The 18,704-nt window shown below is 62.5% G+C and carries 9 protein-coding genes; 2 read left to right on the forward strand and 7 right to left on the reverse strand.

All coding sequences use genetic code 11. The features are described 5' to 3' along the window. Window positions 1-16 precede the first annotated feature (16 nt). Window positions 17-1,267: a ribonucleotide-diphosphate reductase subunit beta gene (locus tag HUS66_RS10630; RefSeq protein ID WP_175070893.1), complete on the forward strand. Its 1,251-nt coding sequence runs from the start codon at window positions 17-19 to the stop codon at window positions 1,265-1,267. A gap of 112 nt (window positions 1,268-1,379) precedes the next feature. Here the strand turns inward: HUS66_RS10630 and HUS66_RS10635 are convergent, their stop codons facing one another. Continuing rightward, window positions 1,380-4,127, reverse strand: coding sequence for a putative bifunctional diguanylate cyclase/phosphodiesterase (locus tag HUS66_RS10635; RefSeq protein WP_175070894.1), 2,748 nt, complete (start codon window positions 4,125-4,127; stop codon window positions 1,380-1,382). Window positions 4,128-4,955: 828 nt separating this feature from the next. On the opposite strand from HUS66_RS10635, the gene HUS66_RS10640 reads away from it, so the two are divergent. Further along, window positions 4,956-6,776 (forward strand): monovalent cation:proton antiporter-2 (CPA2) family protein, encoded by a 1,821-nt coding sequence (locus HUS66_RS10640; protein ID WP_175070895.1) that lies wholly within the window; start codon window positions 4,956-4,958, stop codon window positions 6,774-6,776. 180 nt (window positions 6,777-6,956) lie between these two features. On the opposite strand, the gene HUS66_RS10645 is transcribed toward HUS66_RS10640, so the two are convergent. From HUS66_RS10645 to HUS66_RS10670, 6 genes are all read right to left on the reverse strand, one after another. Next, window positions 6,957-9,290 (reverse strand): ATP-dependent DNA helicase, encoded by a 2,334-nt coding sequence (locus tag HUS66_RS10645; protein ID WP_175071000.1) that lies wholly within the window; start codon window positions 9,288-9,290, stop codon window positions 6,957-6,959. A 58-nt stretch (window positions 9,291-9,348) separates the two neighbouring features. Next, window positions 9,349-11,091 carry a VRR-NUC domain-containing protein gene (locus HUS66_RS10650; protein WP_175070896.1) on the reverse strand — a complete coding sequence of 581 codons (1,743 nt, stop codon included), beginning with the start codon at window positions 11,089-11,091 and terminating at the stop codon, window positions 9,349-9,351. Between the two features lie 44 nt (window positions 11,092-11,135). After that, on the reverse strand, window positions 11,136-13,016 hold the full coding sequence (locus HUS66_RS10655) for a putative bifunctional diguanylate cyclase/phosphodiesterase (protein ID WP_175070897.1): 1,881 nt from the start codon (window positions 13,014-13,016) through the stop codon (window positions 11,136-11,138). 155 nt (window positions 13,017-13,171) lie between these two features. Further along, window positions 13,172-14,566: an MFS transporter gene (locus tag HUS66_RS10660; RefSeq protein WP_254628793.1), complete on the reverse strand. Its 1,395-nt coding sequence runs from the start codon at window positions 14,564-14,566 to the stop codon at window positions 13,172-13,174. Beyond that, window positions 14,563-16,200 carry a sensor domain-containing diguanylate cyclase gene (locus HUS66_RS10665; RefSeq protein ID WP_175070898.1) on the reverse strand — a complete coding sequence of 546 codons (1,638 nt, stop codon included), beginning with the start codon at window positions 16,198-16,200 and terminating at the stop codon, window positions 14,563-14,565. Before HUS66_RS10665 ends, HUS66_RS10660 begins: the two co-directional genes overlap by 4 nt. Window positions 16,201-16,471: 271 nt before the next feature. After that, window positions 16,472-18,604 (reverse strand): CocE/NonD family hydrolase, encoded by a 2,133-nt coding sequence (locus tag HUS66_RS10670; protein WP_175070899.1) that lies wholly within the window; start codon window positions 18,602-18,604, stop codon window positions 16,472-16,474. Window positions 18,605-18,704 lie beyond the last annotated feature (100 nt).

Consider the following 18,704-nt stretch of genomic DNA (forward strand, 5'->3'; position numbering starts at 1 on the left):
AGAACAGGACAGACACATGCTGAACTGGGACGAATTTCACGAAGACACGATTGACGACAATAGCGCGGTCGCCGACAAGCCGGCCGAGGCCAAACCTGCGCCGGCCGCCGCCCCCGAGCCCGCTCCTGAGGCAGTCGCGGAAAGTGCCGGCGCCTACAAGGTCGCCGATCAGGACCGCCAGACTCGCGCCAAGCAGTCTCTCGAAGAGCTCGACGTGGCCGCCGGCCTCGAAGAACTCGAGATGGGCGCCAAGCGCATCGAGGTCGATCAGAAGCGCATGATCAACGCCCGCGCCGACCTCAACCAGCTGGTGCCCTTCAAGTACGAGTGGGCCTGGCAGAAGTACCTGGACGGCAGCGCCAACCACTGGATGCCCCAGGAAGTGAACATGAACGCCGACATCGCGCTGTGGAAGAGCGCGGACGGTCTCACCGCCGACGAGCGCCGCATCGTCGAGCGTTCACTGGGCTACTTCTCCACCGCCGACTCCCTGGTCGCCAATAACCTGGTGCTGGCCGTGTATCGCCTGATCACCAACCCCGAATGCCGCCAGTACCTGCTGCGCCAGGCCTTCGAGGAAGCGATCCACACCCACGCCTACCAGTATTGCGTGGAGTCGCTGGGCATGGACGAAGGCGAAGTCTTCAACATGTACCGCGAGGTGCCTTCTGTTGCCGCCAAGTCAGCCTGGAGCCTCAAGCACACCCAGTCGCTGTCGCGCCCTGACTTCAACACCGGTACCCCGGAAACCGACCAGGAACTGCTGCGCAACCTGATCGCCTTCTACTGCGTGACCGAAGGCATCTTCTTCTACTGCGGCTTCAGCCAGATCCTGTCCATGGGCCGTCGCAACAAGATGACCGGCGTTGCCGAGCAGTTCCAGTACATCCTGCGCGACGAGTCCATGCACCTGAACTTCGGCGTCGACATGATCAACCAGATCAAGATCGAGAACCCGCACCTGTGGACGCCGGAATTCCAGGACGAGGTCACCCAGATGATCCTCGAGGGCACCGAACTCGAGATCGCCTATGCCCGTGACACCATGCCCCGCGGCGTGCTGGGCATGAACGCGGCGATCATGGAGGAATACCTGCACTTCATCTGCAACCGTCGCCTGGCGCAGATCGGCTTGAAGGAGCAGTTCCCGGGCGCCAAGAACCCCTTCCCGTGGATGAGCGAGATCATCGACCTGCGCAAGGAGAAGAACTTCTTCGAGACCCGCGTGACCGAGTACCAGGTCGGCGGCGCGCTGAGCTGGGACTGAGCTCACCACAAGGATGGCGTAACGCCTGCTGTCACCAACACCCGCCACTCGGCGGGTGTTTTTGTGCCGGGATACCAGGCTCTTGCGCGCATGTGGTAGGCAACACAGCGACTCAGGCCGAGCCCGTGCGCGCGCTCAGCCAAGGCATCAGGCGCTCAAGTGACATGGGCCTGGCCAGTAGATAGCCCTGGTAGAGATCGCAGCATTGCGCTTTCAGATAATCGAGCTGGGCCTGGGTTTCCACCCCTTCGGCGACCACCTGAAGTTCCAGCTCCTTGGCCAGAGTGATGATCCCTTTGCAGATGGCAGCATCCTTGGTGTTGTGGCCCAGGTTACTGACGAAACTTCGATCGACCTTGATCTTCTTGATGGGCAGGTAGCGAAGATAGCTCAGGCTCGAGAAACCAGTTCCGAAGTCATCGATGGCGGTGCTTACACCGAGGTTTTCCAGCTCATGTATTCGTTCGATAGCACTGTCGGTGTTTCGCATCAGGATGCCCTCGGTGAGTTCAAGCTCCAGATGCTCGTGACAGAATTCGGCCGTCTCCAGCGTCTGTTTGAGGCCAGCCAGAAAGTCGGCGCGGTGAAACGCCATCGGCGACAGGTTGATGGACACCCGCCCATTGAATAACCCTTGCGCCAGCAGATCCTTAACATCTCGGCAGGCGCGTGCCATTACCCACTGGTTCAGGGCAACGATCTGTCCGGTCTCTTCGGCAAGGGGAATGAAGTCACAGGGCGGAATGGCACCCTTGGTGGGGTGTTGCCAACGCACCAGCGCTTCGAGCCCATCCAGTCGGCCATCAGCGTCCAGCAGCGGCTGATAATGCAGCGCCAGACGCTCCTGAGTGATCGCTTCCTGAAGCTCATTGCGCAGGGTTAACCGCTGAGAATGACGGCTGTCGAGGTCGGCACTGAACTGATGATAGGTATTGCGCCCCTCCTGTTTGGCCTCATACATGGCCATGTCGGCCTGTTGAATAAGCTTGCCGTTCTGTTCATCACTCGTGGTACCACTCGCATGACTGATGGCGATACCGATGCTCGCTGAGAGGTACAACTCGTGACCGCCCACTCGATGTGGAGCCACGAGCTCATGCAATACCCGACTGGCCACCTCGCTGGCTTCGCTGCTCTCATGCAGATCCGGCAACACCAGCACGAATTCATCGCCCCCTAGTCGAGCCAGCGTGTCGCTGGGCCTTAGCCCGCGGCTCAGGCAGCGCGTCACGCTGATCAGGAGTTGATCGCCGATCTCGTGCCCTAGGGTGTCGTTGATCGGCTTGAATTCATCAAGATCGATGAACAGCACTGCCAGCACATGGCCGTGTCGTCGAGCCAGTGCCAGGCCTTGTTGCAGCCGGTCGTTGAGCAATGCTCGATTGGGGAGCCCAGTCAGGACATCGTGGCTAGCATGGTAGGCCAGCCTCGCTTCCTGATCCTTGCGTTCGGTGATGTCATTCATGATGCCGACGAAGTGCGTAGCTCGGCCTTTAACATCGCGTACCGGAGAAATGAACAGCTGATTCCAGAACGGCGTGCCATCGAAGCGATAGTTCCGCAAGGTGAGTGCCAGTTCCTGCCCCTGATCGAGGGAAGCCTGTATCCGTGCGGCCTGCTTGGGATCGGTCTCCGGGCCCTCAAGGAAGCTACCGCTATACCCCAGGACCTGATCCGCGCGATAGCCCGTGATGCGAGTAAAGGCAGGGTTGACGTAGATGACCGGATGCTCGGGTTGGGTGGCATCGGTGATGATCACGGCATTGCTGCTGGCCTCAATGCTGCGTTCGAGCACATTAAGGCGCTCCAGGTCGCGCTGGAGCTGTGTAATGTCTTCGACGATGCCATACACGCCCTGCACCCGATCATCTATCAGGATCGGCAGCAGCCTCACATCGAGGGTCTTAGGCGCCTGGCTTGGCGGCGTGAAATAAAGCTCATACTGCTGAATCTGACCGCTCTTCACGGCCTCGAAGGCCGCCACCACTCGTTCGAGAGCCTGATGGCTCACGACCTCTGGCGTTAGCACCTGCTGGAGGGAGCGTCCCAGAAGCGCGGCGGCATCGATACCGATGACGGCCTCTGCCGCCGGATTAATACTGCGATGTACGCCATCAAGATCTATCGAGATCACGGCATCCGGATTTTGAGTGAACAGCGAACGAAATCGCTGCTCGCTGATATGGAGCTCCCGCGTCTGGGACGAGCGAATGGACATCAGCGACAAGCTGACGATCAGTTGATGCGTAAGGCCGATGCCCAACAGCCCGACGCCCAGCCCCAAGCTAGCGACCAGCATGCCGGCCCGCCCTGTCAGCCCCTGAGGCAGCACTCCACTGATCAGCCACCAGGCCGTAACGCTCAGTGTAGTACCCAGAGCCCCGGTGATAAGCATTGTGCGTGAGAGCGGAGGCAGCGACTCGTCTTGAGCCGGGCTACTCAGCAGCAGCGCTGCCCCCAGCAGCATCACGTCAAGACTCGAGGCCAGGGTCATGGGCGTAAAGAGGGCCGCGGTGGCGGCGCCCTCGGCGGGCCACAACCACAGCGTCAACGACAGGCTACCCAGCATGACCGCAAGCCAGCCGCCTCTGCGCGATAGGCGCGAGTGTAGCCCCGCACGCCAGTGCCGCTGATGATAAACGATCCACATCAGCCCAAGTGTCAGCAGTAGCAACAGGACGCTGACTAATGGCGCAGCCATCCGCCAAGGCGGTATTGGCGTATAAGGCAGAAGCATGTGAGGTAGCGCTGCTTGAGGGAGAAACACCACGAGGATGTTGATCAGAGCGAGAACCAGACTGGTAATCAGCAGGACCAACAGGCTCGCTTGGCGCATCAACGCTCGATTATTCAAATCCATTTGAATGTAACCTAGGCAATCCAGCGGACTGCTGTTGCTATCGAGTCTTTTAAAGCGAATCCAGCAATCGAATCTGGAGCGCAATTGAATGAGGGGCGTGTCGGCATAGCCAAAAGCCGAGGTGGGTGGTTAATTATTGTTAATGAAACGTAATGATATAGTACCTATCTGTGCATCGAAATATTAGCCGCTTCCCATAAAAATGAGTCGGCTTCCAACAACGGTACTAAGCGGCACTCGCCCGCTGATAGACTAGGCTCCGTTGTTGGCCAAGCACGACCACTAAAAAGACAAAAACAGACATGAACAAGGCAGGCCACTGGCTTGCATGCAGAACCGTCCCCCTCTCGCGCCCTCAGCGCTGATCGTTGCCCGTCGGGGCACGCTTCCTGCCAGTGATCATGGCGCACACCAGGTTGTGTCGGGCAGACAGCTGGAGGCGATCCCCCCGACCAGCTGCAGGCCACCACCAGATTGCCCGCCACCGCGTGAACCTCCTGCACTCAGCCAACGCCCCAGAAACGGTCGAGGGTCGATAGCCAGCCGGAGCAGGTCAGCACCGCGAGAGACGACAGCAAGACGATTATCCTCCTCGTTCAGTCTCGGAATGAATGCCACTCGGGTGGCCTCACTCATTCTCCGCTCCGTGACTGAAGTCAACCTTAGCGGCAACGGGATGCGCAGCAGGCAGCCCTCGATCACAAAATCTCCTCACCTCCCCAATGTGATCTGGCGCAAGACGCGCCGGGCTCCTGTTGCCGCGTCGTGTAGAATCAACATCTCAAGGCGTCTAGAACGTGCCTCCACACCTATGACAGGGAGACGAAGGTGGCCATTGCGCTATTGATCAACGTGCTGATCTTTCTCGCCGCGGCGGTGCTCATCGTGCCGCTGTTCAAGCGTCTCGGGCTCGGCGAAGTGCTCGGCTACCTGGCCGCCGGGGTCGTGATCGGCCCTTCGGCGTTGGCGCTGGTGCCCGACGCCGATGCCGTGTTGCAGTTTTCTCAGGTGGGCATCGTTTTCCTGCTGTTCGTGATTGGCCTGGAACTCAAGCCTTCCCGGCTCAAGCTGATGCACCGGGCGATCTTTCGCTTCGGTAGCCTGCAGGTGGCCATCACCACGTTGGGGCTATCGGCGGCGGCCTGGGGGCTGGGCCTGCCCCCGGTGTCGGCCCTGGTGGTGGGTTTCAGCCTGGGGCTGTGCTCGACCCCGCTGGTGCTGCAACTGCTGGGGGAGCGTCACGAGTTGCAGACTCGCCACGGTCGCAATGCCTTCTCGCTGCTGCTGTTTCAGGATCTGGCGGCGATTCCGGTGCTGGCGGCGATTCCCATTCTTGCCGCCGGCTCACTGCTTTCCGACGGCGTCACGCCGCTGCTTACCGAGGTGGCCGTCGCCTTCGGCGCCTTCGCCGGGCTGATCATTGGCGGTCGGCTGCTGCTGCGCCCATTATTTCGCTTTGCCGCCGGCACCGAGAGCCGCGAAGTCTTCTCCGGCACCGTGCTGCTGGTGGTGATCGGCGCGGCATTGCTGATGGAACTGGCCGGCCTGTCGATGGCACTGGGGGCTTTTATCGCCGGAGTGCTGCTGGCCGACTCCGAATTCCGCCACAATATCGAAGCCGATATCGAGCCTTTCCGCGGCCTGCTGCTGGGGCTGTTTTTCATGGCCGTGGGCATGACCGCTCAGATCGGCCTGCTCGCCGACATGCCGCTGATCATCGCTGGCCTGACCGCGACCCTGCTGCTGACCAAAGGGCTCTCGTTACTGGCGGCTTCGAGGCTCTACGGCACTGGCTGGAAAGAGGCCACGACACTCGCCGTGCTGCTCTCACAGGGCGGTGAATTCGGCTTCGTGCTGCTCACGGCGGCCGGCAGTGCCGCGCTGCTGGATCGCGAGCTGGTCAATCTGCTGGTGCTGGTGGTCTCGCTGTCGATGGCGACCACACCACTGCTGTATCTGGTCCACGTGCGCGGCATTCGTCCGCTGTTCAAGGGCAAGCGCAAGAAGCCCAGTTTCGATCAGCCGGTGGATGACTCGCCACAGATCATCATCGCCGGCTTCGGCCGCTTTGGGCAGATCATGGGCCGCGCTCTACAGGGGCTGAAGATTCCCTATACGGTCCTCGACATCAACGCCGAACAGGTCGAGTTCGTGCGTCGCTATGGCAACAAGGTCTACTATGGCGACGCCTCGCGCATCGACCTGCTGGAGGCCGCCGGCGCCGACAAGGCAAGGGTGATGGTAGTGGCGGTAGGCGATACCGAGGCTTCGATGCGCATCGTCACCCAGGTGCAGCGCCAGTTCCCGCATCTGCGCCTCTACGCTCGGGCCCGCAATCGCTATCATGCGCACCTGCTGATGCGTGCAGGCGTCGAGCATCTGGTGCGCGAACTGTTACCAGCGAGCCTGGAATTGACCCGCGAAGTACTGATCGAGCTGGGCGTCAGCCGCGACCAGGCCCAACACACCATCGACACCTTCCGTCCCCACGACGAGCAGGCGCTGCGCCGTCAGCTCGAGGTCTTTGGTAACGAGAAGAAGCAGATTCAGACCGTGCAGGAAGCCGCCCGCGAACTCGAGGCACTCTACGAGGCCGACGAAGACATCGACACCTCGCTAACGCCGCTCTCACGCCCACCACAAGGATGACGCCATGGCCGGCGCGAGCCTACTGACGCTGATCGGACATCGCCACCCTGCGCGGTGGTCTTGACTAAGCGCCGGCGCGGTACATGGAAAAGGTTCACAGGCAGGTGTTACCGACGCGCCTCTCAGGAGGCTGCCTTGGTTGCCTTTCGCACAGTGCGCTGCCAGCAGCGTTGGTTAGGGTCAGGGCAGTTGCCACCAGCCCGGCAACAGGGCCCTGACCTCGGGTCGGGCGAAGCGGTCATCCAACAGTACGACCACGCCGCGGTCCTCGGGCGTGCGAATCACCCGCCCGGCAGCCTGAATCACCTTGTTGAGGCCAGGGTACTGATAGGCGTAGTCGAAACCGCGTCCGAAGCGCGCCTCGAGCCGTTCGCGCAGGGTCTCCTGCCGTGCGCTCAGCGGTGGCAACCCCAAGGTGGCAATGAAGGCGCCGATCAGTCGGTCGCCAGGCAAATCGATGCCCTCGGCGAAGGCACCGCCCAGTACCGCAAAACCGATGCCCTGCCCGCCCGATACGAAGCGAGCGAGAAAGGCATCCCGGGCCGTTTCATCCATCCCCCTCGCCTGCCGCCAGACGGGAATCTCGCCGTGGGCCTCGCCAAAGCGTGCCACGACCGCCTCCAGATAGGCGAAGCTGCTGAAGAAGGCCAGATAGTTGCCCGGCGCACGCTGAAACTGCTCGGCGAGTGTCGCCACGATCGGCTCGATGGAGGCTTGGCGATGGGCGTAGCGGGTCGAGATATCGCGGCGAATACGCACCTCGAGCTGCTCGCCGGCGAAGGGCGAGGCCACCTCGAGGCAGGGCGTCTGCGCGGGAAGGCCTAACAGGTCACGAAAATAGTCGCCCGGCGATAGGGTCGCCGAGAACAGCACCGCACTATGGCTCGCGGCGAAGCGCGGTGCCAGAAAGGGCGCCGGAATCAGGTTGCGCAGCGCCAGGCGAGCTCGCCCACGGCCGGTTCGGGTCAGTTCATATAGGGAGTGATCATCGAAGGACTCGGCGAGCCGGGTGAAGGCCAGCGCCTCGAAGAGAAATTCCTGCAGGGCTGGATCGACCTCACCGGGGTGCTCGGCCAGGTAGTCGGTGATCGCCGTCGCCGCCTGGCCAAGCGCCCGGAGCATCCCGCCGGGCGGTGCGGACAGTACCTGATACTCGGCATCTCGTCCTGACTGGCCGCGCTCCTTATTGCCCTGGTTATCGCCCTTCTTATCGCCCTCCTGGTCACCCAGCGACGCCCACTGGCGGCCGAGCCGCGCCAACGGCTTGGCAAGGGCCGGCGGCGCCTGGCGGCGCAGCCCCGCCAGGCGCCGCTGGTCGAGCTCGGCGCTGTACATACCGCGCGCCCTGTCGATCAGGTTGTGGGCCTCGTCGACCAGCACCCCGACCCGCCAGTCATGGGCCTGGGTCAGCGCATGAAGCAGGGCGTGAACGTCGAAGTAGTGATTGACGTCGCCCACCACCACATCAGACCAGCGGGCCAGTTCTTGGCCTAGGTAATAGGGGCAGACCTGGTGGGCCAGCGCCACCTCGCGCAGTGCCGCTCGGTCGAGCCGCCCGCGTTCGACGGCGGCCTGGCGCGCGGCGGGCAGGCGGTCGTAGAAGCCTCTGGCCAGCGGACAGGCATCGCCATGGCAGGCAGTGCCTGGGTACTCGCAGGCTTTATCACGGGCGATCAGCTCCAGCACCCGTAGCGCCGGGGCGCCGCCTGGCGGCTCGAGGGTGGCGTCCAAGCGCGCCAAGGCTTCCAGGGCCAGGCGCCGCCCGGGGGTCTTCATGGTCAAGAAGAAGAGTCGATCCAGCCCCTGGCGGGGCATGGCGGTGAGCATCGGAAACAGCGTGCCCAGGGTCTTGCCGATGCCGGTGGGCGCCTGGAGCAGCAGCGCCCGGGAGGTACTCGCCGCCTTGTAGACGGCCTCAGCCAGCGGCCGCTGCCCCGTGCGAAAGTCGGCGAAGGGAAAGCTAAGCTGCCTGAGTGCGACGTCACGGGCCTCACGGTGCTGTCCTTCCTGCTTGGCCCAGGCCATGTAGCGGGCGCAGTGATCCTTGAATATCGCCTCCAGCTCCACTGCCGTACGGGTCTCGTCGAGCCGGGTCTCCCGGCCGCTGCCGAGCTCCAGATAGACGAGCGACAGGGTCAGGCGCTCGAGGCCTCTTGCCCTGCACAGCAAGGCGCCATAGACGAACAGCTGGGCCCAGTGCAGGGCGCGCTGATTGTCCGCCATCCGCGCCAGGTCGCCACGGTGCGTCTTGACCTCCTCGACGCGGCCCTGGGTCGAAGCAACGCCGTCGGCGCGACCGCTGACGCACAGCACCTGGCCCGTCGCGTCGACATACTCGCCTTCAAGAGCCACCTCGGTTTCAAAGGCCGCGTCCGCCGCTCGGCGCCGCTCGGCGATCAGCTCATGGCCGGCGATGCCCTCGCTGGCAGTAGGCGACGGGGTGAAGCGATGATCGAGATCGCCGCGGCGGGCGGTGAAGTCGCACAGGGCGCGTACCGCCACCTTGAGCCTCACGGTGCCGGTGCTCCCACATGGGGGCTCGAGGGCGCTTTCCTGGGCTTTTTCGTAGGGTTCAGCCAAGAGCGCTCTCGCTTGCTTCAACGGAGGCGTCCCAGCGCACCTCGCAGACCGCCGCCGGGACGCCCTGCTCGGCGAAGAAGGCAAGCCAGCGGCGCTGGTTGTCCTGCAGCCGGTCGCCGGGGCCCTTGACCTCGATCAGCCGGTAGCGGGGCTCAGTCTTCTCTTCCGGCGAGAACTGAATCAGGTCCGGCAGTCCCGCGCGATTGGCGCGCGGGCCCTCGAGCAGGCGCTCGAACAACACGCGAAGGTGCCGCGCCGGGATGCAGGCCAGGGCCTGCTCGAGCATCGGCGCATCGAGTACGCCCCAGTGAACGAAGGGCGAAGCCAGGCCCTGCTTCTCCTCAAAGCGCGCGCGCAGGATGTCGAGATAGCGGCCGTCCTCGAGCGTGGCGAGACAGTCATCGAAGTGCCTCCGCCGTCGGGCGACGAAGTCTTCCCGGTTAAGGTCGGCGGGCCCTGTATGGAAGGGGTGGAAGAAGGCACCGGGCAGCGGTGCAAAAATCGCCGGCCAGCACAGCAGACCAAAGAGCCCGGTGACCAGGGTGTTTTCCACATAGTGCACCGGCGCCGTCTCAGTGGTCAGGTGATCGCGCACGGCGTACTCCACTCTGCCTATTGAAGCCGGCAGGACCAGGGAGAAGCGCTCGGGCGCATGGCCACGGCGAGGCGCAGTGGGCCGTCCAAGGCGGCGAGCCAACCGGGTTTCGAGCCGCACCAGCGCCTGCGCCTCGGCGGCATCTCGCGGCGCCGTCAGCGCTTGCCGGACGGCAGCGAGGATCGCTTCGCGGTCGCTATCACTTCCCGCGCGACGCTCGGCCAAACGCAGTGCCCGCACGCGGGCCTCGGGGTGATTGGAATGCGGGTAAAGCTCGGCGGCCAGCGTACTGTCGCCCTGGCGCTCGGCCTCACGGGCGAGCCGGAACACCAGCCGGCCACGGCGCGCCTCTAGCCAGGCATTGGGCGCGCGATCGAGGGAAGCGCCGGAAGCGCCTCCGGGCAACTGCGGCCACAGCGCAGCCGGTGACTCGCCGGCCTCCAGCCGCTCACGCAGCGCTTCCAGGGCCAGGTAGGTATCGACCTCGTGACGCGCCTGGAAGGCCCGGGAATCGTCGCTGAAGGAGACCTGCTCGAAGCGCTGGTGACCAAGCTCCGCCAGCACGAATTCCGAGAAGCCCTGGCGCAGATTGCCAAAGAACATCAGCCGCAGCCGCTCGCAGAGCGCCATACAGGTCAGCTCGACCACGAGCTCTCCCGCCGGCGCGCCCCAATCGGTGAACAAGCGAGGGCCGCTCAACGCCGGGGCCAGCGCCTCCAGAAGCCGCGCCTTGCTGGCGCCTGCCGGCAGGCCCGTAGCGCGGATATCATCGCAAAGCCATTGGCGCAGCTCGCCAAGCGTTGCCAGACCGAACAACTCGGCAAGCTCGAGCCGAGGGGCATCGTCGACGAGCCCCGCCTGTATCAGGGGCGCCAGGGCCAGGCGGGTATCGCCGATCTCGGCATAGCGCAGCTTATCGAGGCGAAAGCGGTGGCCCTTGCGCATGACCATGCGCGTGAGTAGCGAAAGCGAGGTCGACGGCAGGCGGCCAAGATGCGTAAGCGTTGCGTGTTCCTCGTCGCTCAGCAGGTCGCCGTAGCGCGCGACGACCCAGTCGAGCACGAAACGAAAATTGGTCAGGTAATAGCGCGGGTCATCCAGAGAGGCGGTGACCGGCGCCGCCGGCGGGGAACTGTTCATTCATCCATGCTAGCAAGGCAAGCTTGGCCGCGACCAGGCAGTTTTTACGGACTTCCATCCGTGACCGAGCTATCGGGGCAACGGATCGCCCCCTGACCTTTATCACTCATCGCGGCCTTCAGGGCTTGCTGCAGGACGTCCAGCGGCATAGGGCGATGCCATAGGAAGCCCTGCATATGCTCGATGCCAAGACCACACAGCACCGACTGCTGCTCCAGGGTTTCTATGCCCTCAGCCACCACGTCCATCTTCAGGACTTTGCCGATGTTGGCGATACCACGAGTCACCTCTTGAGCGGTCTGGTCGACGGCCAGGTTGTCGAGGAAACTGCGGTCGATCTTGAGGATGTCCAGCGGCATCTGGCGCAGGTAGCTCAGCGACGAATAGCCAGTGCCGAAGTCATCCAAAGCACAGCGAATACCACGCCAACGCAGCTGGTGGAGAGTCCCCACGGCATCATCGATTTGCTGAATCAGGGTCTGCTCGGTGACCTCGATGATCAGCAGGTCCCGTGCTAGCCCAGTTGCCATCAGCGCCTCTTCCACGTCGGCGACGAAACCCTGGCGATAGAACTCGCTGCCGGCGATATTGATGGTGACCGCCACCGGGCTCGGCATACCAAGGTTCCATTCCAGCGCAGCACGGCAAGCCTGGCTCAGCACCCAGCGTGTAAAGGTGCGGCAAAGCTGGGGACTCTCTTCGGTGAGGGGAATGAACTCACCGGGACTGACAAAACCAAATTCCTCGCTATGCCAGCGCGCCAAAGCCTCACAGGCCACAACCCGGCCACTGCGGCCGCTGAGGATCGGCTGATAATGCAACATCAGATCGTTGTTCTCCAGAGCCTTGAGCAGTGCCCGACTCACCTGATCGCGTCGCCTCACCTGCTGTTCAAGACTCGTATCGTAACGGCGCAGCCCCGGACCCAGTGATCCCTCCTTGGCGAGGTTGGCACGTCGTATCAACTCATGGGCACTGGCGACATCGCCTGCGAACTCGCAGACGCCGATGGCCACCAACGCCGAGCGATGGCCCTCGCCGACGGAATACGGAACGGTGACGTCTTCATGCACCCGTTGCGCCCATTGCCCGGCTTCTTCCATCGTAAGGAAGTCGGCGCGAGCCACCATCATGCGATCTCTCTCTGGCCGTGACACTAGGCCACCCGGTCCCGCCAGGCGGCGCAGGCGCTCCGCGAAGAGCCATATCGCCTCGCTCAAGGCCTCGCGGCCGTAGGTAGTGTGAAATTCATCGAAGTGCAGGAAATGCACGGCCGCCAGCGCCCCCTTGCGGCCTTCAGCCTGCGCCGCGTCGACCAGTCGCTGGAGTTGTTCCTGACCCAGCAGTTTCTTGGGCAGTGAAGAGTCAGGGTCGTAGAATGCCTGATCAAGAAGATCGTCGCTGGCCCCGCGAAGCCGCTCGGTGATGGTGATCTCATGCTCGACCTGCTGGCCGAAGGCTCGCAGGCGCCGTATCCCTGCTTCGCAAAGCGTTCGTGGCACGGTATCCATCACGCACAGGGTGCCGACAGGCAGGCCGCCCGGACCAAACAACGCCAAACCGGCATAGAAGCGAATGCCCTCAGCCCCGGATACCAAGGGGTTGTCAGCCAGTTCGACCTCCTGAGTGGCATCCTCCACCATCAGTAGCTGCCCTTGCCCCTGGTAGAGCGTCACGTGACACAGGAAGGTGTCGCGTCGATGGCTGGTACCCGCCGGCATGCCGAACGCCGACTTGACCCACACCTGTTCGGCATCCAGCAGGCTAACCAGGCAGATAGGCACTTCCAGTACGTCGGCGATCAACCGGGTTAGGCGGTCGAACCGCTGCTCAGCCTGGGTACCCAACAGCTTGAGGGCCTCGAGCTCGCGCAGGCGCGCTTGCTCAATGCTGGTCGTGGTGACGCCTAGGGTGGAATCGGACAAAGGGCTTGCTCCAGAAAATCATTCGATTGCCGGTGCAGTCTCTACCGCCTCCTTGCGAGACACTCACCAGCACCAGCTGACCGCATCGGTTGAGGGCCAGAAGCCCTGATCCGATGGAGTAGGTAAGGCGTGAGTTAAGAAGTATCGGCCGGCAGTCAAGATTCTTTAGTCGAAGCAAGAACCGCAAGCTCGCAGGCCTCCCATTGCTGAGCGGCGCGACACCCGCGAGCCTGATCGACGGCCAGACATATCAGAATGGCCATCACGAATAGCGCCGCGCAGAGCAAGATCGAGGCCTTCAGTCCCACTACCGACTGCAGCAGGCCCAAGCCAATGATGCCGATTACCCCGGCCAGCTTGTTGGCCAAGCCCCAGAACCCAAAGAACTCGGCGGCCTTGTGCGACGGTGACAAGAGCCCTACCAGGGCGCGGCTTGCCGACTGACTCGACCCCAGGCTGAGCCCTGCCAGACAGCCCACCACCAGGAACAGCTGCTGAGGCTGCCAGCCAAGGCCCAGATAGGTATTTGACCAGGCGGTCAGCTCCGGCGTGGCCCAGATGGCGAGAATCGCCAGCACCCAGAGACAAAGCGTCAGCAGATAGGTGCGCTTAGCGCCGAGCCGGTCCTGAACCACCCCGAATCCCAGAGCCCCGACGGCGGCAGTGATCTGCACGATGATGAACATCAGATTGCGCGTGGTGGTGTCCCAACCGATTACTTGAGCACCGTAGATGAAGGCGAAGGCAATGATGATGTAGACACCCGCCATCGAGAACACCAGCGAGACCAGGAAGGTACCCAGGTCACGAAAGCGCCTGAGTTCATGAAAGGTGGTACCGACCCTCGCCCAGGCGATGCCGGCATAGCCGCGCCCCGGTGGCAGGCGCTGGGGCGTGCCACGTTCCCGAAGCCACAGGAAGGTTGGAATGGCGGTGATCAGAAAGAAGCCGGCAGCGAAGGGCCCGACCCAACGGATGCGATCGAAATTCTCGGCAGTGGCCTCGCCCAGCACGACCAGCGTAAAACCGGCAGCGAACAGACCGCCGACATAGCCCAGCGCCCAGCCAAAGCCGGAAATCCGGCCCAGCGCTTCCGGCGGGCCGAGCTCCGGCAAAAAGGCCGCAATAAAGGATTCGCCCATCGAGTAGGCGTAATTGGAGAGCACGATCAACACGACGCCGAGCCATACAAACCCCGGCGCCACAAAGTAAAGCAGTGCAGTGGTGACGACGGTGACCAGGTAGCTGACGAAAAGGAAGCGCTTCTTGGCCGCCGAGACGTCCATGGCGGCACCGCAGATAGGCCCGCTGGCCACTACCATCAGATAGCTCAGCGCCAGCGCTGCACTCCACAGCAGGTTGGCAAAGCGATAATCATCGCCATGATCGCCGACAATAACGGTAGTGAATAGCTCGCCAAACACCACCGTGATGATCAGAAGCGTATAGGCCTGATTGGCGAAGTCGAACATCGCCCAGCCGAATACCTCCTTCCGGGATGCATAGGCCGTCGTCGCCATCGGACGCGTGGCCACGGCGGCCAAGGTCATGCGTCCTCCTTGCCGGACGCCGGTTCCCTGGCGACCTTAACTTGGTTGCGGCCACCGTGCTTGGCCGCATATAACGCCCGATCGGCGCGACGCATGCACTGTTCGTGGGACACGTCTCCCTTTGCCATGGCAGAAATGCCGAAACTGGCCGTCATGCGCAGCGAGATATCGTCAAAGGGCACTTCCAGAACCTCCAAGGCGTGACGAATACGTTCGGCGAGGGCGCACCCGCCATCTTCGCCAGTATCGGTGAGCAACAAGGCAAACTCCTCGCCGCCAATGCGTGCCGGAATATCCAGGTTGCGACACCAATCCGTCAACACATCGGCAGTATATTGGATGACACAATCGCCGGCCGCATGACCGTGGATGTCATTGACTTTCTTGAAGTGATCGATATCGAGCAGGATCACTGCGGCGGACTGGCCATAGCGTTGATAGCGTTCGAAGGCCTGCTCCAGCTGCTGCATGAAATAACGCCGGTTCCACAGCCCGGTGAGACAATCCGTGGTCGCCAGTCGCCGCAAAGCGGCCTCGGCATCCTTGCGGTCACCTATCTCCTGGTGGATGCCGGCCATCATCAGCGGCCGACGATCCGAGGTCCAGCGAAATACCTTGCCATGTGCCAGCACCCACACCCACTGTCCGTCTCGATGCCGCATGCGAAACTCAAGAGAATAGAACTCGTGCTTGCCATTAAAATGGGCATTCAAGCACTCGAACGCTCTGGCCAGATCATCGGGATGTACTAGCCGTTCCCAGCTAGCAAAGCTGATCGGCTCTAGTTCAGCGAGAGAATAGCCGACGATCTCCGCCCACCGTGCGTTAATCACCAGCTCGCCAGTCTGAACGTTCCATTCCCAGGACCCGGCGTGGGTGCCCTCAAGGATATTAGAGAGTCGCAGACGCTCTTCTTCGAGGGCCCGTTCCAGTACATGCCGTTCGGTGATGTCACTGATGTAGCCGTAATACAGCCTACTGCCATCGATTTGATGAGTGAGGGTGGCGTTGCCTTCATGCCAGCGCAGCCGGCCATCAGGCAGGTAATAGCGATACTGGCAGTGCCAGGGCTGCTGACTGTGAGAAGCCCGCTCGATGCTGTCCATGATATGCGGCAGGTCATCGGGATGAGCGCGAGCGAACACCGGCGATGCATCATCCTTGACCATGGAGGGAGGCAAGCCGAAGAGTTCTTCGAAGCGCTTGCTGACATAGGGAAAATGCGAGCTGCCATCAGCACGGATACGATATTGATAGATGACCCCAGGCACATGGCGCGCCAGTTGTGCGAGCAGCACGCTAGTGGCCTGTGACGATTCGAGCACCGACGGTGAAACGCACAGTCGACAACCATCAACCCAAGGGGTCAGGCGCCAGGCAAGGCGGACCGTCGCGCCAGCTTGCAACCTGGCCAAGAATGAGCAAGCCCCTGGGGTCGCCAGCGCCTCACGGCATTGCACTGCATCATCTGGATGAAGCAAGTCTGCGAATGGAGCCCCCACCAGGGTGCCATCATCACTGCCGAGTGCCGCCATGAACGCAGCGTTTGCCTCGAGTACTTGCCCCTCGGCGCCCAGCGCACATGTCAGGTCAGTCGACTGCGCCAGCAGCGCGGCGTAATCGATCTCGCTCATGTCCATCCTGCCTTGTTTATTATCTTCTCACTCTTGGGCACCAAGCTCTTAATGTTAACTTTTGTGAGCAACAACCCTGCATGGTGTCAGAACAAGATGGCACCACTATGACGTTCACGCCACTACGATATTCCAACAACTTAGTCGCTCCAGCCATGCGGGTGAGCCCCTCGACGATCAGCTGCCCCCGGAACTGCATGGGCAAAATGTTACGATAGGTTATTTTTGGCGACACCCCAGGGCGACGTCAGGTGCAAGGTCGACAAAAAGACTAGACCAAATCCCGGGGTATCGTCTCGTCCCAACTCTTGGCAAAGACGCGCGTATCGCCCTCGTAGGCATCGAGAGTGGCCCGCAAGCGGAAATTGTCGGCGTCACTGGTCATCAGGGTGCGCGTCAGGGTACGCACCTGCCAGTCACCGCGACGAAAGCTGCGCTCCCATTCCGTCCAGCCGCTGACGCTGTCGTAACTGCCATAGGCGTAACGGTAGCGCTCGGTGACCCGTGCCGAAATTTCCATGTCGATATCATCGAGACGATAGGTCCCCTCGTCGTTGATGACCTCAAGCGTCGTCGTGTCGTTGGCCAGGTCACGGATCACCCGCCAGTGCTCCTGGGTCGGCTGGATCAACGTCTTGGCAATGGCCGGCGCGCCTTCTGGTTCGGCAAACGCCGGAAGAGCCGCTTCTTCGGCCGGGCGTGGTACCCGCATGGGCAGCAGCAGGCGGCTCGCCGCAGGATAGACGGTCACCCGCACCGGCTGCGGTGACGGCCAGGCCAGCGGCCAGTAGCTGGTCGACAGCGACAGGCGGATGGCATGCCCGACTGGAAACTGCTGGGCGATGTGCTTGAGCAACACGCGCACCCGATAGCGCCGCCCAGGGGTAAGCGGCTCGGGAGACTCATTGCTGTCCCGGTGGGTCAGGTTGAGCAGCCCGTAGGAGACCCGTGTGGCCTTGTCATCGTCGGCCACATCGATCAGGCGCAGCGCCAGCATGGCCACCGGCTGGTCGGCCGAGATCTCCAGCTCGACCACCGGCTGGCCGCAGATCTCAAGCGGCGCCGCGAGCCGCTCGGTCTGGAAGATCAAGGCTCCGCCATCCTCATCGCGCTGATCATGGGGCAGATCGGGGGGCGCATTGTAGGAGCACCACTTGCCAGCATAGAGGCCCACCGACAGTGGCGAGCGAATCGTCAGCGGCGTATCGTCGACGCCCTGTCCCTGGTCTAGCCCCTGTGCGGAACGCTCTTGTAAGGCCGGGCCTTGCTCAGCCGGCACCTCTGCCGGTACTTCTGCCGGTACTTCTGCCGGTACTTCTGCCGGTACTTCTGCAGGCAAGAGATCGTGGCCCGAGGTTAGCCGGAAGGGCGTCTCGACGATATTCGGCGACGGCCAAACGGGCTCGGCGATCCAGCACCCCGGGCGCTGCTGGTAGCGAGCCGAAGGCGGCGTCGACTCCTGCATCCAGACTCGCAGCATCGGCTCGTCCATGATCCCGGTATCTTTGCCCTTGAGCCAGTGGTCCCACCAACGCAGGCCGTCCTGAAGAAATCCAATCGCAGGCCCGGGAATGCCGAGATGGGGATACTTGTGCGCCCAAGGCCCAACCAGGCCTTTACGGGGCACCGTCAGCCCGGCCAAGAGACGAAACACCGCATTGCAGTAGCCGTCGGCCCAGCCACTGATGGCATAGACCGGGCACTGGATGGCGGAAAAGTCCTCGCACACCGAGCCGTGACGCCAGTAGTCATCGCGGCGTTGATGCTCAAGCCAGGTGGCAAGCCACAGCCCGCTGCCATCGAGGCGCTGATGCCACATCTCGCGCCAGCGTTCACCGACCAGGGCCGGGTCCGGCGGGCAGGCATTGCCGTCGAACATGGTCGAGGCCCAGGACAGGTTATCACCGAGCAAACAGCCGCCCATGTGATGAACGTCATCGGCGAAGCGGTCATCGGTGGAACATAGCGTAATCACCGCCTTGAGCTGGGGCGGGCGCAGGGCGGCGATCTGCAAGCCGTTGAAGCCGCCCCAGGAGATGCCCACCATGCCAACCTTGCCGGTGCACCAGGGCTGGCGCTCGAGCCAGTCGAGAATCTCGAGGCCGTCGTCCAACTCCTGCTGAAGATACTCGTCGGTCAGCACGCCGTCAGACTCGCCGCTGCCGCGAATATCCACCCGCACGCCGGCATAGCCATGCCCCGCCCAGTAGGGATGCGTCTGCACATCGCGAGCCGCGGTGAGATCGCGCTTGCGGTACGGCAAGTACTCGAGAATCGCCGGCACCGGGTCGCTATCGGCATCCACCGGCCGCCAGATCCGGGCTGCCAGCCGGGTGCCATCGGCAAGACCAATCCAGGTCTCCTCTTCGAAGACCTCCCGCGCGTACTGGGTCACGATGTGCATAAACGCCCCTCTCTATTTTTCTATTATTTTGCCCACCTAGATTGTTGCCACCTTGTTGTTGCCACCTTGTTGTTGCTATTTCTGTTGTTGCTACTGCTGT

Origin of the sequence: Onishia taeanensis, from assembly GCF_013349955.1 — a bacterium.
Classification (GTDB): Bacteria; Pseudomonadota; Gammaproteobacteria; order Pseudomonadales; family Halomonadaceae; genus Onishia; species Onishia taeanensis_B.